Source organism: Paenibacillus sp. EKM206P (genome assembly GCF_011066155.1).
Classification (GTDB): Bacteria; Bacillota; Bacilli; order Paenibacillales; family Paenibacillaceae; genus Paenibacillus; species Paenibacillus polymyxa_D.
The window spans coordinates 364349-384222 of sequence record NZ_JAAMNQ010000003.1; the positions used below are offsets into that span (position 1 = coordinate 364349).

The 19874-nt window shown below is 47.1% G+C and carries 13 protein-coding genes; all 13 read right to left on the reverse strand.

The features are described 5' to 3' along the window. Nucleotides 1–214 precede the first annotated feature (214 nt). Nucleotides 215–2677 (reverse strand): DNA gyrase subunit A, encoded by a 2463-nt coding sequence (gene gyrA, locus G9G53_RS08385; protein WP_165146824.1) that lies wholly within the window; start codon nucleotides 2675–2677, stop codon nucleotides 215–217. A 22-nt stretch (nucleotides 2678–2699) separates the two neighbouring features. Next, a complete protein-coding gene (parE, locus tag G9G53_RS08390; protein ID WP_013310617.1) occupies nucleotides 2700–4679 on the reverse strand; it encodes a DNA topoisomerase IV subunit B in 1980 nt (659 codons plus the stop codon). Between the two features lie 98 nt (nucleotides 4680–4777). Next, nucleotides 4778–5767, reverse strand: a complete 990-nt coding sequence (locus G9G53_RS08395) for an ABC transporter permease (RefSeq protein ID WP_165146826.1) — start codon at nucleotides 5765–5767, stop codon at nucleotides 4778–4780. Then, complete coding sequence (locus G9G53_RS08400) at nucleotides 5760–6836, reverse strand: ABC transporter ATP-binding protein (RefSeq protein WP_029518152.1); 1077 nt, start codon at nucleotides 6834–6836, stop codon at nucleotides 5760–5762. The genes G9G53_RS08395 and G9G53_RS08400 overlap by 8 nt, the downstream gene beginning before the upstream one ends. Continuing rightward, nucleotides 6836–7783, reverse strand: a complete 948-nt coding sequence (locus G9G53_RS08405; protein ID WP_039271184.1) for a GDSL-type esterase/lipase family protein — start codon at nucleotides 7781–7783, stop codon at nucleotides 6836–6838. Before G9G53_RS08405 ends, G9G53_RS08400 begins: the two co-directional genes overlap by 1 nt. Before the next feature lie 139 nt (nucleotides 7784–7922). Continuing rightward, complete coding sequence (locus G9G53_RS08410; protein WP_029518154.1) at nucleotides 7923–8603, reverse strand: TIGR00266 family protein; 681 nt, start codon at nucleotides 8601–8603, stop codon at nucleotides 7923–7925. Between the two features lie 227 nt (nucleotides 8604–8830). Continuing rightward, on the reverse strand, nucleotides 8831–9571 hold the full coding sequence (locus tag G9G53_RS08415) for a CAP domain-containing protein (protein WP_029518155.1): 741 nt from the start codon (nucleotides 9569–9571) through the stop codon (nucleotides 8831–8833). A gap of 207 nt (nucleotides 9572–9778) precedes the next feature. Beyond that, on the reverse strand, nucleotides 9779–10240 hold the full coding sequence (locus G9G53_RS08420) for a GNAT family N-acetyltransferase (protein ID WP_013310623.1): 462 nt from the start codon (nucleotides 10238–10240) through the stop codon (nucleotides 9779–9781). Then, nucleotides 10233–11417: a formate-dependent phosphoribosylglycinamide formyltransferase gene (purT, locus tag G9G53_RS08425; protein ID WP_029518156.1), complete on the reverse strand. Its 1185-nt coding sequence runs from the start codon at nucleotides 11415–11417 to the stop codon at nucleotides 10233–10235. The genes G9G53_RS08420 and purT overlap by 8 nt, the downstream gene beginning before the upstream one ends. 130 nt (nucleotides 11418–11547) lie before the next feature. Beyond that, the gene (locus tag G9G53_RS08430) at nucleotides 11548–13386 is read right to left on the reverse strand and encodes an ABC transporter ATP-binding protein (RefSeq protein ID WP_029518157.1); all 1839 of its coding nucleotides are present in this window, start codon (nucleotides 13384–13386) and stop codon (nucleotides 11548–11550) included. After that, a complete protein-coding gene (locus tag G9G53_RS08435; protein ID WP_029518158.1) occupies nucleotides 13383–15158 on the reverse strand; it encodes an ABC transporter ATP-binding protein in 1776 nt (591 codons plus the stop codon). Before G9G53_RS08435 ends, G9G53_RS08430 begins: the two co-directional genes overlap by 4 nt. 263 nt (nucleotides 15159–15421) lie before the next feature. Beyond that, a complete protein-coding gene (locus tag G9G53_RS08440; RefSeq protein ID WP_165146829.1) occupies nucleotides 15422–19072 on the reverse strand; it encodes a dynamin family protein in 3651 nt (1216 codons plus the stop codon). A 481-nt stretch (nucleotides 19073–19553) separates the two neighbouring features. Continuing rightward, the gene (locus G9G53_RS08450; protein WP_013310628.1) at nucleotides 19554–19826 is read right to left on the reverse strand and encodes a hypothetical protein; all 273 of its coding nucleotides are present in this window, start codon (nucleotides 19824–19826) and stop codon (nucleotides 19554–19556) included. Nucleotides 19827–19874: the final 48 nt, after the last annotated feature.

Consider the following 19874-nt stretch of genomic DNA (forward strand, 5'->3'; position numbering starts at 1 on the left):
GTCCGGATTGTATTTCATCACATTAAATTTTCGCCATTTAGCCCCGGTTTCCTGCCGTTTTTGAAGCATCAAATGAAAAGGGGAAGGAAGTCTCACCTGGGTTTTGAAGGCTGGTCAGAGTTCGACACCATGACGGCAAAAAGGTCCTCATTCGTGCCGGAATGGCACGAGAGGACCTCTCTTTTTCGAGCTAATAAGCGCTTGACTTTTCCTATTATTCTATAGACTGAGAAGCTTGCGGCTCACTACGCAGCAGCACATTCACAATTTCGTCCTTCTTCTCTACTGGAGCCAGCAGCTTGCCTGTATCCTTTCGGTCGGTCAAAGGAGCCTTTTCCGAAAGGAAGGACATCGTTTGTCCTTCTGCTGTGATTGCAAATAATTGAACAGCTTCACGGCAATAGAAGGCAGCCACGATTCGATTTCCATTCGAACGTACTCGTTTGCCTTCCTTGAACTCAAAGGTGGTGATACCTTTGCCGCCTCTTCCCTGTGTAGGATAGTCCAACAGAAGCGTACGCTTACCATAACCGGACTCGGTCAGCACCAACACTTCTCCTTCATCCTCTTCTACCCATAACGCCGCAATAATTTCATCGCCTTCCGCTAGCTGTATACCTTTGACACCAGCCGAGACGCGGCCCATCGCATTAACCTCTTGCTCCTTGAAGCGTATACTCATACCCGCGCAGGTAATCAGCATAATATCCCGGGTACCCTCGCTTAACGTTACCGATAATACCTCATCGTCCCCTGCTACTTTGCAGGCGGCTACGGCACTAGAACGTTTTGTAGCATATTCTTTCAATTCTGTACGCTTTACTTGGCCCTTCTTGGTTACAAATACCAGGCTTTTGCCGATTTCCTCAATGTTTTTGAGCGGAATAACACTTACGATACGATCTTCCTTCGATAACGGAATGACGTTGACAATTGGAGTGCCCGGCTCTTTCCACTTATACTCTGGCACCTGATGTACAGGCAATAAAAAGTATTGTCCGCGCTGAGTGAAGATGAGCAATACATCCAGCGTATTCACATCAAGTAATTGGGTAACGTAATCCCCTTCTTTAACACCGGAACTTGAACGTTCCCCGCCTGAACGAGTGAATGACAACATACTTGTACGTTTCACATAGCCATCTTTCGAGAGTGTCAGCAACACATCCTCTGCTCCTACCATGACTTCCAGGTTTACCTTAATCTCTTCTACCTCGCCCTGGATATCTGAACGACGGTCAATGCCGTACTTTTCGCGAATTTCCAACAGTTCCTTGCGAATCAGGCTGATCAGCTTACGGTCACTTTCCAGAATAGAACGATATTGCGCGATTTTTTTCTGGATGTCACCCAGTTCTTTTTCAAGCGTGGTGATTTCCAGATTGGTGAGACGGTACAACTGCAAAGTCAAAATAGAATCTGCCTGACGTTCGCTAAAACCAAACATCCATTGCAAATTATTTTGCGCGTCCTGGCGATTTTTGGAAGCTTTAATGGCTGCAATGACCTCATCCAGAATGTTCAGCGCCTTGACCAAACCTTCCAGCACATGGGCACGATCCTCTGCCTTTTCCAGTTCATACTGGATACGGTGAGTAACAACTTCGCGTTGATGAGCAATATACGCTTCCAAAATGGACTTTAGCCCAAGCTGATGTGGCGCTTTGTTCACAATGGCTACCATGTTGAAGTTATATGCCACCTGTAGATCGGTTTTTTTCAGTAAATATGCTAAAATCCCTTCCGCATCGGCTTCCTTCTTTAGCTCGACAACAATGCGCAAACCATTTCGTCCACTCTCGTCACGAACCTCGGCAATCCCTTCCACCTTTTTCTCCAAACGGATATTTTCCATGGCGGTAACGAGTCTTGATTTGACGATCTGGTATGGGATTTCGGTAATGACCAGTTGCTGCTTACCTCCGCGCAAGGACTGGATTTCCGTTTTGGAACGAATATAAATGCGTCCTTTTCCCGTGCGGTAAGCGTCCTTGATACCTTCGCCACCCATAATGAGTCCACCAGTCGGGAAATCAGGACCTTTAATAAAGGTCATAATCTCTTCCAACTCAATCTCCGGCTTTTCCATCACCGCAATGCTGGCATCAATAACTTCGCGTAAACTATGTGTAGGAATCTCTGTCGCAAATCCCGCCGAGATCCCACTGGAACCGTTCACCAATAAATTTGGATAACGAGACGGCAACACAACAGGCTCTTTGGCCGAGTTATCAAAATTGTCCTTGAACAAAACCGTACGCTTTTCAATATCGCGTAGCATTTCCATTGCGATCGGAGACAAGCGAGCCTCCGTGTAACGCATAGCTGCTGCCGGGTCATCATCCTGGGAACCCCAGTTACCGTGACCGTCCACCAGCACGTGACTCATTTTCCAGGGTTGTGCCATCCGTACCATGCCGTCGTAAATCGACGAGTCACCGTGGGGGTGGTAATTACCCATAACGTCCCCAACGGTTTTGGCCGATTTACGATATGCTTTATCCGGCGTATTGCCCGAATCGTACATTGCATAAAGAATACGACGTTGTACGGGTTTTAATCCGTCCCTTACATCGGGTATCGCCCGATCCTGAATAATATATTTGGAATATCGGCCAAAGCGGTCACCGACCACTTCCTCCAGAAAAGCTGGCAAAAACTGCTCCGATAAGCTCATGTTTACACCTCATTTGATAGCACTACTCTACGTATTCCGTGAAATCTACGTTTTCCACGATCCAGCGTTTGCGCGGGTCCACCTTATCCCCCATCAAAGTGGACACCCTACGTTCAGCCTTGGCTGCATCCTCTATCTGAACGCGTAACAAGGTGCGTGAATCAGGATTCATCGTTGTTTCCCATAACTGATCAGGGTTCATTTCCCCAAGTCCTTTATAGCGCTGAAGCTCAAAATTTCGTCCAAATTCTTTCAAATAATTATCAAGCTGCTCGTCAGTCCAAGCATAACGCACCGTTTCGAGCTTACCCGACTTTCGAGTTATTTTATACAATGGCGGTTGAGCAATAAATATGCGTCCTGCATCAATAAGCTCTTTCATGTACCGATAAAAGAACGTCAACAACAGCACTTGAATGTGCGCACCATCTGTATCTGCATCGGTCATAATGATGATTTTGGAATAATTGCTGTCTTCCAGCGAAAACTCTGTTCCTACCCCCGCACCAATAGCTGCTGTAATAGCACGGTACTCATCATTCTTCATAATATCCGCCAGTTTGGATTTCTCCGGATTCATCGGTTTACCCTTTAGCGGTAAGATGGCCTGAATTTTGGAATCCCGTCCCTGCTTGGCTGATCCTCCAGCCGAATCGCCTTCCACAATAAACAACTCATTACGTGTAAAATCCTTGGACTGCGCAGGCGACAGTTTACCATTCAAATTGGAACTTTCACTGCGCTTTTTACCGGAACGCATCTCATCCCGAGCTTTACGTGCAGCTTCACGCGCTCTGGATGCTTGAACTGCCTTCTTGATCAAAGTTTGTGCTATCTGCGGATTTTCTTCCAAAAAACGCTGCATCTGCTCAGATACGATGGCATCCACTGTACTCCGTGCCGAAGCGCTACCCAGCTGATCCTTTGTCTGACCGACAAATTCAACCTCAGCCATCTTGACACTGATTACAGCCATCATGCCCTCACGTAGATCGTTGCCCTCCAAGTTTTTATCCTTTTCTTTCAACATCACCGTTTTGCGCGCATAGTCGTTCATGACACGAGTGTAAGCGGTTTTGAATCCCGTTTCATGCGTACCTCCGCCACGTGTCGGAATGGAGTTAACGAACGAAGCAATCGTCTCTGTATAACCCGCATTGTACTGGATGGCAATCTCTACTTCAATGTCTTCTTTCTCGGCATTAAAGTGAATAACGTCATGCAGCACATCCTTGCCCTCATTCAGAAAAGCAACAAACTGACTTGCGCCACCCTCATAAAAATACTCATCTGACTTTCCGCTGCGTTCGTCTTTAAGTTGAATACGAAGGCCCGAATTTAGAAAAGCAATCTCCTGAAGGCGTTCAGCCAACGTATCGTAGTTAAAATGAATGCCTGCTTGAAAAACACGAATATCCGGTTTAAAAGTAATTTTCGAGCCCGTCTTGTTAGTATTGCCCAGCACTTCAAGGCCTGTGGTCGGTTCCCCGACATGCTCCACGCCCTTCTTGTCCTGCCAATATTCAAACCGCTGACGGTGAATCTTGCCGTCCCGGTAAATTTCTACTTCAAGCCATTCCGAAAGAGCGTTCGTTACAGATGCACCTACACCGTGCAGACCCCCGGACTTTTTATATCCCGAACCGCCAAACTTACCTCCGGCGTGCAAAATGGTGAATACAACCTGAGGCGTAGGAATTCCCGTTTTGTGCATTCCCGTAGGAATACCGCGCCCGTTGTCTGATACCGTAATGGAACCGTCCTTATGCATTGTAATATCAATGCGAGAGCAAAACTTGGCGAGATGTTCATCCACCGCGTTGTCTACAATTTCCCATACCAAATGATGCAGCCCCGAAGAACTGGTGCTCCCGATGTACATGCCCGGCCGTTTGCGAACTGCCACAAGCCCTTCGAGCACTTGAATGTCGTCCGCGCCATATTCTGAAGCTCCGCTTTGTGTGCCGGACACTCCCGCAGACAAGTCGATTTTGTCGACCATTCATGCTCCCCCTTTGTCTAATCGTAACCGTGTTTTGCCTTATTCTTGATGATTTTCACCAAAAATGCAAACAGATGTTTTCTTTTACCTTGTCCATTTTAATTCAATATATCCCGTTTCGTAAAGACGGCGAATGAAACAATCAATGCCGCAGTCCCCCAAATGCCCAGTACAGCTAAAGAAAAGGGTAAAGTCATTCCCTCAATCGGGGCGGGGCTTCCAGATAAATAATCGGTTAATTGGAGGTTAACCATAAATAAATATTTAGCACTCTGCCAAGACGAAGCCATGTTTGTCAAAATAGTGCCCGAAATGAGTGCAGCCATCATGACCACGATACTTGCCGCCGTACTTCGTACCAGGACAGATACCATAAAGGCTAACGAAGCTACCACAAGACTGACAAACCAGATTAATCCGGCTTGCAGCATCAGATAATGCCATTGTGGAATCGCATGTACAGCAGACAAATCCACCGTCGATCCAACAATTTGAAATCCGGTAAATACCGGAACATTAAAACCGCGAAAACCAAAAAACAAGCCTGATATCACATAGCTAATTACAAATACAGCCAAAATGATGAGCGAAACGAACATGTACAATGTCAGCAGCTTACTCAGCAGTATTTTCCACCGCCTGACTGGGCGGGTCAGTAACATTTTTATCGTGCCTGTCGTCCGTTCTCCTGAAACCAAGTCGGAGGCTATAGCCATAATCAACAATGGAACGAACAGATTTATGGAATTATCCATAAACTCTCTGGTAAAAGTGACACCACTCGGCTCATTCGGATTCACATCATTTTCCAAATAATATTGCATCTGCTGCACAAAGACCCGACGGTAGGTCTTCCATTCCTCGGGAACCCGGTCACTTCCCAGCGAGTTTTGATTATCGGTAATCGCCTGACGCAGTTCAAGCCGCCAATCATTGCCGAATTTTTCGCGATTGTTTTCTGCCACTTTCATCTGAGCGTACGTAAAAATCGGCACAAGCACAAGTAAAACTAGTAAAATGACATAAAATCGTTTCTTCTTGATAATTTTGAGTGTTTCATTTTGTACGAGCGGTAAAATGTTATTCAAGTATCTCACCTTCCGTCATTTTCAGGAATAGCTGCTCCAGTGTAGGGTTGATTTTGGTTACACCTTTTACGGAAATACCGGAAGCCGTCATTTGTGTCACCAGCTCCGCAATATGCTCTTCATCCATTTCTGTAAAAATTGCATCGGCTCCGCTACCTGCAACAATACTGTCATCAATTAATTCATCGGCGTTCGTAATCATTTGCACATGCGGAGAATTTTGCAATATGGCAAGACCCTGATCACGAGGCTCCAGTTGCCATACGGCCATATGTGAGTGCGTCTCAACCAGTTCTCGTACACCACCTACAGCTAGCACCTTTCCCCGACTTATAATTGCCACCCGATCACATAGCAGCTGGATTTCGCTAAGCAAATGACTGGAAACAAATACAGCCATGCCTTCTGCCGCTAGCAAACGGATAAAAGCTCTCATTTCCTTGATCCCCTTGGGGTCTAACCCGTTGGTCGGTTCATCCAAAATCAGCAATTTCGGTCTACCGAGCAAGGCTTGGGCTATACCAAGACGCTGGCGCATTCCGAGAGAATACGTACTTACTTTATCATGGATACGGCGATCGAGCCGAACCAGCTCAACGACTTCGCGGATACGCTGTTCGTCTACACCAGGCTGCATACGGGCAAAATGCTCTAAATTCTCCCAACCTGTCAGATAGCTGTACACCTCTGGATTTTCCACAATAGAACCAATATGCCGTAAAGCCTGCTCAGGGTCACGATTTACATTATGTCCACAGACAGTAATCGTCCCTTCCGTAGGCTTAATTAAATCGACCAGCATACGAATAGTCGTCGTTTTCCCAGCCCCATTAGGGCCGAGAAATCCGAAAATTTCACCCGCACGAACGTCGAATGTTACATCATGAATGATCATTTTGCGTTTGATACGTTTCTTAACGTGCTGAACAGAGAGAACTGTTTCGTTATTGCTTCTGTCTCTGCCTGTGCTGCCAACCTGATTGGCGGAATGGAAACTGGACACTGCATCCCTTGAGGTCGAATTTTCGGTTATTCCAGTCCCGTTCTTGTCAGCAGATTGGATGCTCATTAGTTGTTCCCTCCCTTTTTCACTTCAGCAGGTTGGCTGCTTGTAGACTGTTGTTCATTATCCACTTTATCGGCATCCTTCGTGTTTGCAACTGCAAACCCTTGCGCGATACGTTCAGCGATTGCCTGATAGCCCTGTCCGTTTGGATGAAAATGATCGGATGATAAATAGACGGGCAAATTTTGCTGGAATAAATCGAAAGTTGGAACCAGAGTCATATTGCTGTTTTGGTTGGTAATTGCCATGGCAGCCAGATTCCATTCTGTTACCACAAGATTACCGGGAATTTTCATTTCCTGCAGATCACTGAATGGATTATATAATCCGACATAGATAATTTTAGCATTCGGATTGATTTTCCCTACCTTTGTCAGCACTTTTTGCAGACGTTTGGCGGCATCAGGCACAGCTTTACGCAAACCACTGAGTGTAGGCGGCTCTTTGCCGGTTTGGGCAGCCTGAGCCCCCTGAAATAAATCATTTCCGCCAATCGAGACCATAATAACGTTAGCCTTTTTCAACACATAAGAAACACCAGGCTCATCCAGCTTGGTCAATAGTCCTTGAGTCGTCAGTCCATTAATCCCCAGATTATTTATGAGCTGAGCCTTATGGCCTTCCTGATTATTTAACAAGCTCACCGACCGACGCACAAAACCACTTCCGGAGTCATCCCCCGTGCCTTTGGCTAGCGAATCTCCAATGGCAGCTACCCGAAACTCTCCCGTCTGATTAGTAGCGGATGGCGCAGTTTGTGTCTGCGATGAACCGGAATGTACAGGTTGAGTGCTAACCATTGGCTCTGGAGCCGTGATACTTTGTACTGCTGTAATAAATCCGTACAATAATAGCAATGTGGCGGCAATGGAAACGGAACCGACAGACCGCCAAATCCATTTTGATGAATTCACTCGTGTTCCCTCCTGATAGCTTAGTGAAATAAACATAAAGCTTCTTATATCATTTTGCAAATAAACCGTTCGGAATAAAAGCGCAATAAATGCTTAGAGTCACATATAATTTCCCATGAACATGCAAAAAAAGGATGGCAAATGACCATCCTTATCTCTAATCAAACGAATCAAACTATTTGCTATCAGGGATGAAACTTTTGATCCATTGTCCAAAACTGCCCGGATTTCGACTTTGTATCAGTACCGTTCCTTCACCGCGAAAACGGCATACAAGCGCTTCTCCACTCGTTACGCTGGACAACCAGCCTTTCGATGCTTTTTCAATTTTATAATCCATATAATCCGGCCATGCCACCAGATGAGCATTATCAATAATACGCTCCTCTCCTGGCGCGATATAAATGGGATGAATGGCTCCATAAGAGGATAGGAATACCGTACCTCGACCACTGATTTCTACGATAAAAAAACCTTCACCGGAGAATAAACCTTTCATCAGGTTTTGCATTTTGGTGCTAACCTCAATGCCTTCTGTACAAGCTAGAAAACCGTCCTTTTGGACCATCAACCTATACGTGCCATCCAATTCCACCGCTTGTACATCACCTATACTGGCAGGGGCTAACAACACTTCAGCCGGCCCACGGGCTGCCCTCAGTTCTTGAAAAAAGAATTTTTCTCCGCTTAGCATTCTGCCTAAACCACGTAACAGTCCACCGTCTACCGTCCCCTTTATATCTACACTGGAAGACATGGAAACCATTGCTCCCATTTCCGCTTTGATCATTTCCCCGGGGTTCAACTGCACCTTGAGCATAGCAAAGGCACCTTCATGCACGATTTCGTAGCTCATTTGCTCACCTAGCTTTCCATAAATAGTCTGCTATCCATTCAACTTGCTGCTATCATACTATAAATACGTCCCTTATGTCTTTTCTGGTATAAAGCAAGGGTTATGCCTGTGGAGGAATAAGAGACACCAAAAGACCCGCTGAACGTGTCAGCGGGTCTCCAGATTAACGTCATGCCACTATCTTTTCATAACAGCGGCATGACGTTTCGAACGTATTTACTATCATCTTAGTTACGTGTGAACTCTTGTACCCAATATCCATTGTAGTAAGCCACACCGATTTGCGTATATTCTGCCTTCAAAATATTCTCACGATGTCCCTGACTGTTCATCCAAGCTTTCATTACTTCTTGTGGTGTTTGTTGTCCCATAGCAATATTCTCACCCGCATACGTATAAGTTACACCGAACTTTTTCATCATATCAAAGGGTGAACCGTAGGTCGGAGATGTATGGGAAAAGTAATTGTTCGTGCTCATGTCCTTCGCCTTGGCTAAGGCTACTTCTGTAAGCTTCGCATTAGATGTAAGGGGCTTCAGACCTTTTTGGCTGCGCTCGTTGTTTACAAGCTTTACAACCTCAGCTGCAAATTGGGACTTGCTGAGTTGTGCATCAGACCCTGCAGACTGACCCGCGCCTGAGTTTGTGTTTTGTTTTTGGGCCTGTTGCTTGTTACTAGACTGCGAAGCCTTTTGGCTACCTTGTTTGGTTGTTGTTTGCTTGCCGGATGAAGGATTTGCTGTTTTGTTTTTAGCCTTGTCCTTTTCAGATGCATCCTTAATTACGGTCTTTGTTATCGTAGTCGTCCCGTTGGACATATTGACGGTATATCCGTTATTTTGAAACCACTGTTGTAGTTGGGCAGTCAAATCGTCAGCTGGTGAAGCTGATGCCGGAACGATGAATCCTGCGGATAAAATGGCGCTTAGACTTCCCATCACAAGTGTTTTTTTCAACATATTCTTCATTTCGTCATCTCCTTGTTGTATAAATGCCTTGGTGTGAACGCGTCCGGTTACAACTTTGTAATCTTTACTCTAGCAGTATATCATGTTTTATAGCAGGATCAATGGTATAAAAGTTGGAAAAAAAATAGCCCCGCTCGGAATGAACCATGCGGAACTAAGTTAAAAGTAGTGAGGCTTTAAGTATTAAATTGTCTTGTTGTAGGCTGATTATCTAAGCTTTTTGCTGAAACGGTAGCCTTGCTTTTCAAAGCCGATTCGGTTGTAGAAAGCCCGGGCCTCTACTTGTTTGATGCGGTTATTCGCTCCAGTAATGAATAAATGATAGCATCCTTGCGCACGTCCCCACTCCTCACCACAAGCCACCAGGCGCTTGCCAATGCCCTCGCCGCGATACTCCCCGCTCACGACTAGCATGGTGATTTGTACGGCAGGATCAGGATAAGCCAAGCTTTGAGCCGTATGCATGCCGATTACTCCGACAACACGACCATCCATTTCTGCAACCATCATATTCGCTTGACTGTCCTCCCGCGTTGTTCCCATAACTTCTTTCATTACACCACAAGTCATCGGGTATCCGACTTCTCTTAGTAGTCCTGTTACGGCTTCGCAATCGCCAAGCTCTACGGAACGAATTGTCAGTACTGGAATCATCACATTGTTAGACATGATTTACCTCCACTTTCAGCATATTAGCAGCTTCTTCGGCCGTCTTCCGTGCTGTTTCCACATCTTCTGCAGCGCTAAGCGCTACAGCCATCCGGCGACCCGGCTTGGTTTCTGGCTTCCCGAACACTCGCACCTGTGTCCGGGGTAGCAATAATGCATCATGCAGACCGCTTATTACAAAATCCCGCGTAGCCACTTCTGCCTTCAAAGTAGCTGAAGCTCCTGGTGTAAGCAACGTGACAGATGGCACTGGGAATCCGAGGATGGCCCGCACGTGAAGTGCAAATTCCGACAAATCCTGCGTGATCATGGTCACCATACCTGTATCATGCGGACGAGGGGATACTTCACTGAATATGACGCCATCAGTCGTTAAAAATAGCTCTACGCCAAACAATCCGTAACCACCCAGTTCATCCGTAATCGTACGGGCAATGTCTTCCGCCTCCGAAAGTTGCTTGTCCGTCATGCCATGGGGCTGCCAGGATTCGACATAATCCCCATCTTTCTGAATATGGCCAATCGGTGGGCAAAAAGTCGTACCCGAAACCGATCTGACGGTCAATAAGGTGATTTCGCTCTCAAACGGGACAAAAGCTTCAACAATGACACGTGTAGTTTTGGCACGCGCGCCTTCCAGCGCCGTATTCCAGCAGGATTCTGCATCTTCGATTGCCCGGCATACAGACTGCCCTTTACCCGACGAACTCATCAAGGGCTTGACCACGCATGGCGTGCCCAGCTCATGAACCGCCGACCGCAACTGCTCAAAGTTATCTGCAAAACGATAGGCAGCAGTCGGAAGCTGTAATTTCTCGGCAGCCAGCCTGCGGATACCTTCCCGGTCCATCGTAAGACGGGCGGCACGGGCCGTTGGTACTACGTGAAATCCTTCTTGCTCTAATTCTTCCAAAGCACCCGTAGCAATAGCTTCGATTTCAGGTACAATTATGTCGGGCTTTTCCTCACGAATTAGTGCCTTCAACGCCTCAGCATCCTGCATATCCAGACAGTGAGAGCGATGGGCTACCTGCATTGCTGGAGCCAGTTCATAGCGATCAACAGCAATACATTCCACGCCAAGCCGCTGAGCTTCAATAATGACTTCTTTTCCCAATTCGCCGCTACCCAGCAGCAGCATCTTCTTAGCCTTGGCAGAAAAAGGAGCACCCCACATCTTGAACTCTTCCCCCTCTGACGAAAATTGCTCTGATCTCTTTTCATCTTTATTTTCAGGGTTTAGCTCCAAGAATGCAATAGTGCTCGGCATTTAAATTTACAAAAAACGCGATTTTTTGATCTTTTTTTTACAAAAATCTGAACTGTGCTTCCACCAGCCCCCGATATATTCCATGTTTTTTCATCAATTGTTCATGATTACCACTTTCTTGGATTTCCCCATGATCCAGTACAACGATATGATCAGCATTTCGAATGGTAGACAAACGGTGAGCGACCATAAAAGAAGTTCTGCCTTCCAGTAAAACCTGAAGAGCCTCCTGAATTTTCAGCTCCGTTTCTGTATCAATACTGGCTGTGGCCTCATCCAGAATAAGAATTCGCGGATTAGCCAGCAAGGCACGAGCAAAGGATAAGAGCTGTCGCTGGCCCATGGACAGCATTCCCCCCCGCTCCTCTACTTCTGTTTCATAGCCAGCTGGCAAGTGAACAATGAATTCATGAGCATTGACCGCCTTCGCAGCCGCTTCAATTTCCTCATCCGTTGCATCCAAACGGCCAAATCGGATATTATCGCGTATCGTCCCCGAAAAAATAAATGTATCCTGAAGCACGATGCTAATCTGGCTTCGCAAGCTCTCCACCGTGACATCACGCACATCTTGACCGTCAATCGTAAGCCTCCCTGACGTAATGTCATAAAAACGGCTGAGCAGATTAATAATTGTACTTTTACCTGAGCCGGTGTGACCCACAAGCGCTATAGATTGACCCGCTTCGACGGAAAGACTAATACCTTTAAGCGCCTGACGTCCCTTCTCATATTCAAAAATGACCTTTTCAAATTGGATGTCACCCCGAATGGGTGGCAAGGCTTTTGCTCCCGGTTTGTTTGCAATATTCGGCTGTTCATCCATAAACTCAAAAATTCGTTCTGACGAAGCCATCGCAACCAGTAACTGATTATACATTTGGCCCAGCCGATTAATCGGCTCCCAAAAGTTCCCAACATAGTTGGCAAACGCAACCAGCAGCCCCACTGTAAGCTGATCTGTCTGAATTAAATGCGCTCCAAACCAGAATAGCACAAGCGTACCAAATCCTCCGGTAATATCAATAAGTGGGCCAAAAACCTGATTCATGGCAGAAGCCTTATCCCACGATTTTTTGCTAGAGCTGTTCATGTCGTCGAAATAAGCCATGTTTTCCTGCTCCTGCGTATACGCTTGTGTCACACGAATCCCCTGAATAGACTCATTCAAATGAGAGTTGATACGCGAGTTCTTCATACGCACTTCTTGCCAAGCGCGACGGATGCGAACGCGCAGCTTGGTCGAGATCAAAAACATGATCGGAACGGTCACAATTACTGCCAAACCGAGCTTCCAGTTAATAAGCAGCAAAATGACAATAATTCCGATAAGCTGTACGCAGTCAATCAGGACATTCACTGCACCGTTCGTAAAAAGATCCTGTAGCGAGTTAATGTCATTCGTCACGCGCACTAATACAGAACCTGCCGGTCTCTTATCAAAAAAGTTAAAGGATAGCTTTTGAATATGCTTGAACAAATCTTCACGCAAATCGTAAATAACCCGTTGACCGATAATATTGGTGAATTTAATGCGGTACGTGCTGGCTGCCCATTGAATTAAATATAACAAGAGCACGGCACCCGTGATGAGCAGCAGTAACTTTACGCTGGGTAATGCAGGCCATGCGGGAGCAATTGCCTTATCAATGGCCAGACTGATCAAATAAGGAACCGTCAGTTTGGTAATGGTACCAAGAATCATCATGACCAGAAGGATCGGCAGAATCTGACGGGCATAGGGCTTCATGTATGCCAGCAAACGTTTGAATTCTGACCAGTTAAACGGTTTATCAATGACATCATCATCTTGATAGACAAAGCGCTCATTCGTCGGTTTTTTTAACGGTTTGGCTTTTTCTGCGGGTATATTCATGGTCTCACCTGCCCTTCGGATACACCGTCTGGAGCCTGAGCTATGTAATCGGCGTATTGAATATGATACACATCCTGATATGGACCTGGAGTAGCAATAAGCTGTTCATGTGTTCCACGCTGGACGATTCGTCCTTCCTCAAGCACCACAATTTCATTGGCATGGCGAAGCGAAGAGATTCGATGAGCGATTATAAATGTTGTTCGACCACGCATAACCTCTTGAAAACCGGTCTGTATTTCATGCTCTGTTTCCATATCGACCGCACTGGTAGCATCATCCAGTACCAGAATTTTCGGATTTTTGAGTAGTGCGCGCGCGATGGCGATCCGTTGTTTCTGCCCTCCGGACAGTCCCAATCCACGTTCTCCAACGACAGTGTCATATCCCAGCGGTAGTTCAGTTATGAATTCATGCGCCTGAGCCAGTTTGGAAACGCGTATGATGTCATCCATACTGACATGGCTTAAACCATATGAAATATTATTACGTATAGAGGACGAAAACAAAAACGTCTCCTGAAACACAGAAGAAATTTGAGCACGCAAATCACGAATCTTCAAGTGACGTATATCCTTGCCATCCAACTTGATACTTCCTGCATTCACATTATAAGCACGCATGAGTAATTGAATAATGGTAGACTTCCCTGACCCCGTTCCTCCTAAAATTCCAATGACTGATCCCGGCGGTGCGTCTAAATTGATGTCAACAACAGCAGGAAGCTTATTTCCGTAAGCAAAGGTAACATGTTCAAACGTAACATGTCCTTCCACCTGATCGGCATCGAGTGTAAGTGCTCCGGCTTCATCGGTTACATCTATGGACTGATTTAGCAGTTCCAGGACCCTTTCACCGGATGCTTTGGACTGCGTATAGTTATTGATATGAAAGCCAATGCTCCAGATGGGGCCGATAATATACCAAATTAAGCTAAAGAAAGCGACGAGCTGCCCCAAGGTCATTGACTTCTGAATGACCAGATACCCGCCCATGCCCAACAGAAGGACCACACTGACAGAAGCAATTAGTTCCATAGCAGGGAAGAACCGACTCCATAAGGAAGCAGCTTGAATTTGATTACTTTTGTATTGCTCATTACGTACTGAAAATTTCTCAACTTCATATGATTCGCGGGCAAAAGATTTGACGGTTCGCACACCTGTTATGTTTTCTTGGACTGCTGTCGTCAAGGCGCTAAGGGCAATCCGCATTTCCTGAAAGGTGGGATGAATCCGGGATTCAAACTTGAATGTGACGAAGAGTAGCAATGGCATGCTGATCATCGTAATGAGGGTGAGCTGCCAGTTAATATACAGCATCATCATAGAGCCGAATACGACCATCAATAGCACATTGAGGAGTTGGGCAAAACCAAATCCGATAAAGTTACGAATTGCCTCCAAATCACCAGTCAGTCGAGACATAAGATCTCCCGTTTTGGCCGTGTCATAATATCTAAAAGACAGAAATTGCAGCTTTTCGTAACAAGCATTGCGGAGGCGGTATGCCAGGTAGTTACCTAGCCGTCCACCAAAAAAACCATGTAAAAATTGCATGAACCCTTTGATGATGACTACTCCCAGCACAGTCAGAGCCAGCGCCGGAACTTTCCCGAAGTCACCTGGGATGATAGCGTTATCAATAAGCCTTTGGAGCAGGTTCGGATACACCAGTCCCAGAGCCGTCGCTATCGCAAGGCATAAAATAGAAAGAAACAGATAGTGTCTCCTCTCGCGAAAAAAAACTTGCAGTTGCCTGAGCACTTCCATGTCAATGTCCCTCCATTAGTTGCACGACGTTGTTATATGGCTTAGTGAAGTTTACCATTCGCATTCCAAGGCGGCAAAGAGGATAACGAGCCGTATTCAGGCAGGTTATCAATTGGTGGGTGATTAGACAAATTAAATCGCTTTCTTATTATTGAATGTGGCTATTTACTCAGTATTGCTTACTTTTTGGAGTATGCATAAAACACCGGGTTGTCCCACAACCCGGTGTCCTGATCTTTAATCATTGGTGAACATATTTATCTTTACTCCAAAGCCGCAATCTTGCCAGCAAGCTCTTCCCAAACCTGTGGCTGCTCACCGCCTATAAGGGCATGCTCCATGCCACGAGTCGTCTCCAGCATTTGCTCTCGAAGCTGAGCTTTCTGCCACAATTGTTCCTCCTGCATCAGCGTAACGTAAAAAGAAGACATTCGTTCACGTTGCTGATCCACAGCTTCCCCGATTCGCTCGCGTAATATCGGCTCCAGTTTGGTTTGTAGATTCGCTCGACCAGTTCCTTCAAAAAATAGCTTTGGATTTTTAAAGCTATTCCAATAATCCTTCCAATGAATGGACTCCTGCAGGGAAATTTCCTTCAGCTCGGGAACAGCCCATTTTCTCGATTCAGGAATTGTGCAATCTAGTCCTGGCAACTGATGGTTCATGTGTTCTACGCACTGTTGTATAGCCTTGTGCACCAAAGTTTGTCCCGTTTTTTCCAGCCGGAGTGTGGTTGCCAGTAATTCCTGAGACAGCTCCAGTTCGATTAAACGCATCAGCTCACGACCACAAGATGCAAAAGCCGAACGAAGATCACCTACTCCTTCACGCAGAACAGATGGATGAAACGCCTCTGCCATAAATTCTCCAGTCCGATAGGACAGCCTTTGACGTACATGATACAGCAGTTCATCGGTCTCGCCCGATAACACAGATGCACCGTTGCTATCAGTCAGGCCTAGGAGCGTATGCTCCAATTCCCCACGGATGCGAGTTAATCGCTCTAATCGTATCTCCCGTTCTTCCACGCTATAGCGGGCATCGGCTGCATGTTGCTCTATGCGGTTCCGCAGCCGGGCCAGTTCCTGCATAGCCGAAGCGATGGACAAACCTGCCAGCTCTTCGGCTGCAAATGCCGAGAAATCATCTTCAAATGCATCAAAACGTGAAGCTGAACGCAGCGAAGCCTCTCCCTGTTCGGTAGCTTCCAACGCCAGCATACTGGAAAGCGGATAAATACGTGGTTTTCGGATTCCATTCGCCTGTAGTTGTTCCTGTACATGCCGGGTAACAGAATGCAGTTCTTCTTCAGAAGAAGCCAGATCTGATGCATTAACAATAAAAAACGTCTGATCCAGTGCCATGGTCTCTTTAACTCGACCTAGTTGATTCAGGAACTGCCGGTCGCCTTGCGTAAACGCATGGTTATAATAGGTGACAAATACAAGAGCATCCGCATGCTTCATATAGTTGAAGGTCACGCCTGTGTGCCGTGCATTCACAGAATCCGCTCCTGGCGTATCCACTAGCACGATGCCCTGACGGGTCAGAGCACAATCATAATAAAGGTCAATATGCTCCACAAAGCATGATTTGTGCTCAGACGCGACAAAATCCCGATACTGCTCTAAATTCACCTGAAGCTGTTGTCCCAGCAAGCTTTCAGCTTCTTCCCATCCGGCTGCGGCAGCCTTTAAAAAACTATAATGAGGCCTGCCCGCAGGATGGATGCCTTCCGGAGATAAAGCATGAACGGCTTCTTGCCAGCCCGCTGCCCCTGGCTCTCCCAATCCTAATAACCGAAATGAGTATTTAAGATCTTGCCGCAACGCGTCCACTGATTTCATATGGACGTCAGCCGTGGCATGGCGCTCAGCACTTGCAGGCGCCATTATGCGGTTAATCGCCGCTGTCGTCGGATGCGGCGATACGGGCAACACAGCTTCACCCAACAAAGCGTTGGCAAAGCTGGATTTCCCAGCGCTGAACGCTCCGAACAGCGCCAGCGTAAACTGCCCGCCCTCCAGCGCAGCGGCGCGGGCATGTAAATCCCGTACCGCCGCTTGCATGGCAGGGTACGGACTTACGAGGGCAGCGGCAGCCTTCAATTGGGCCGCTGCTGCATCCAACCGCGTGCGGCGGCCTCCAGCGGCAGGCTGTGCTGCCGCCGTCCCTGCTAGCGGCTGTGCCGATGCGTTGCGCGGGCCAGCGATGCCTGGGCGCGCAACGCCCGTTGGCGCCGCAGCAGCGGCGGTATCGGACGCCGATGCAGGCGCGTCCGCACAGGGCAACCCGCTTGGCGCGGGAGCCTGCGGCAGCAAGCTGCGCAACAGGTTGGCGTACGAAGCCGAGGCCTGCACGCGAGTGCTGTAGCGGCTCGCCGCCTCCGCCTGCGCCAACAGCGCAGTGTGCTTCTCTGCGAGAGCCGCGCGGCGGGCTTTGGCTCGCACTGCTAGCTGGGCCAGCAGGCGGTCTAGCAGCGTCAGCGCCTTGCGGCGGCAATCGGCGGTCACAGCAGCGCGTAGGTCCTTGCAATAGTTTAACGTATACTCTGGCGACAACGCATTTTCCTTCACCGTCTGCTCTACCAGTTGCCGGTCTATCACAGGACGGATGCCATCCAGCTCCTGCTCCATCGCAGAGGTCCACAACCCCTGACCGTCACCCCAAGACCGCAGAAGCTCCCGTACATGAGGAAGCAATTGTCCCTCCACCTGATCAGTCAGCATTCCTGTCAGCCGTTCCAAACGGCTTTCCTTTTCTCGCTCAGTCTTTCCTCCTGCAAACCATAGTCCTGTTTTGAAGCCCGGCTTGCGGCTCTCTAAGTATTCGCCTGCGGCTTCACGTAGCTCCGCTGGCGTCAAATGTGCGTGTTCCAGTAGATGATCCAGCTCTTGACGCAGCCGTTTACGCTCCTGCTCCGGGAGCATCTTCCAGTGTTCGTCTTCTTGCTGCAAGGTTTTCTGCTCTATATCCAGCCGCAAAATGGCTTCTTCCCCACCCGCTTCTTTTAGCAGTGTGTTCAGTTCCTCTTCTTCAGCTGACTGCACAGTCTCTACATGTTGCTCTACCAAATGATGCATAGAGGACACTAAACTGTATGCCAAAAGCTCTGTTTTTCGCTCCAGCAATTTCGGAATCAGGTGCGTCAACTGTTTCCACTGGTTCCATGGATGATTCTGCTCCTTCAAGGAAGTAAAAAGGATGTCCGTATAATGAACTTGCCAGGCGTGAAAGCTAGTCTCCACCTCATTACGATAACGTGTAAATGAAAGCTCCCGCTCCCGGTGTTTATCGATTTGATTGATGATCAAATATAACGGCTTGCCCCAATCCGATAAACTTTTGGCAAAAGACAAATTATTTTCAGATTGGACATGGTTGTAATCCATTACATAAAAAACAATATCTGCCCAATGTAAAGCAGAATGTGTCGCCAGCGCATGTCCGTGGTCTGTGGAATCGACGCCGGGTGTATCCAGCAGCACTCCTCCGTTAGATAATATGGGAACATCCTCCCACACTTGAACCGATTCATAGGCTCCACCATTTTTACAATACTCAGCAAGCTCGGACAGGGAGGCTTCCATGCTTTCCGGCTCTGGATTTTCCGCTGTTTGGGCTGGATGAATGAGTGCTCTCGGACGTCCATAACGGATGGACACTACATTAGCGCTCGTAGGCACCGGTCCAGATGGCAGGACGGTTTTACCACACAGGCTGTTAATCAGGCTCGATTTACCCGCTGAAAAATGTCCACAAAAGGCAATGGTCAGCTCCTGCGCATATGCTTTTTCCAGCAGATCCCCTACCGCCTTCGCTCCCGCTTCATCCCCGGCTTTACGCAGTGTATTCTGTATCTGTTCTATCGTATCCAACCACTTTCCCGCATCCCCTGTAATCGTTTGCATCATAAGCTACGGTTCCACTCCTTATCACTTGTCTGCACCAAATAGCTATATTGTAGCATTCCTAAGCCATTGTGAGAATCATCACATCAAAAAAACTAAACAGCGCTCCCCGCCAGTACCTGGCTTTAGGGAACGCTGTTTTCGTACATGATAACAAAAAGTTCATTTTATTCTGTCCAAAACGGATCATTAGGAATAAGTATTTAGGCAACCGAATGCATTTATCAAAGCCCTCAAGGGACAACGACGAAGCAAGATATGTAAACAACGGGTGAGCCTGCTCATTACGTACATTCACCTTTTGGAACATGCGGAACGAGACACCATAATTCAGGGTACAAAATGTATGCACACTTCATTGGAAGAGGCTCTATCCACATCAGGATGGTCTGCAAGGTTCGTGTATATATGCGCCTTCGGGCTGGTTAAACCAGCCGAGCCGCCTATACCGGAACATGCAACGCATGTCGTCCGCTAATTGAACTTAATTGGCTGCAGTCTCAAGCACTGGCAGCAAAATTTCAAATACTTGACCATGCTGTAAAATCGTAATCCCACGGGATTTATCCTTCATTACGACCACTTCTGGCTTTTGTGACATACGCTCCAGATAATGCTCAGGTACATCACCGGAATGACTAACCGTGATTCCCTCAAGCTCGCGCTCTTCGTTTTCAGCAAATTCTGTTGTTACAATTTGCTCAAAAATATCAGAGAATGCTTCAAAATTGTCTGTATATACCGAAATGCACTTCATACTCTTCATCCTTTTCTACACATAAATGGTTAAACCCTCTTGTTACCT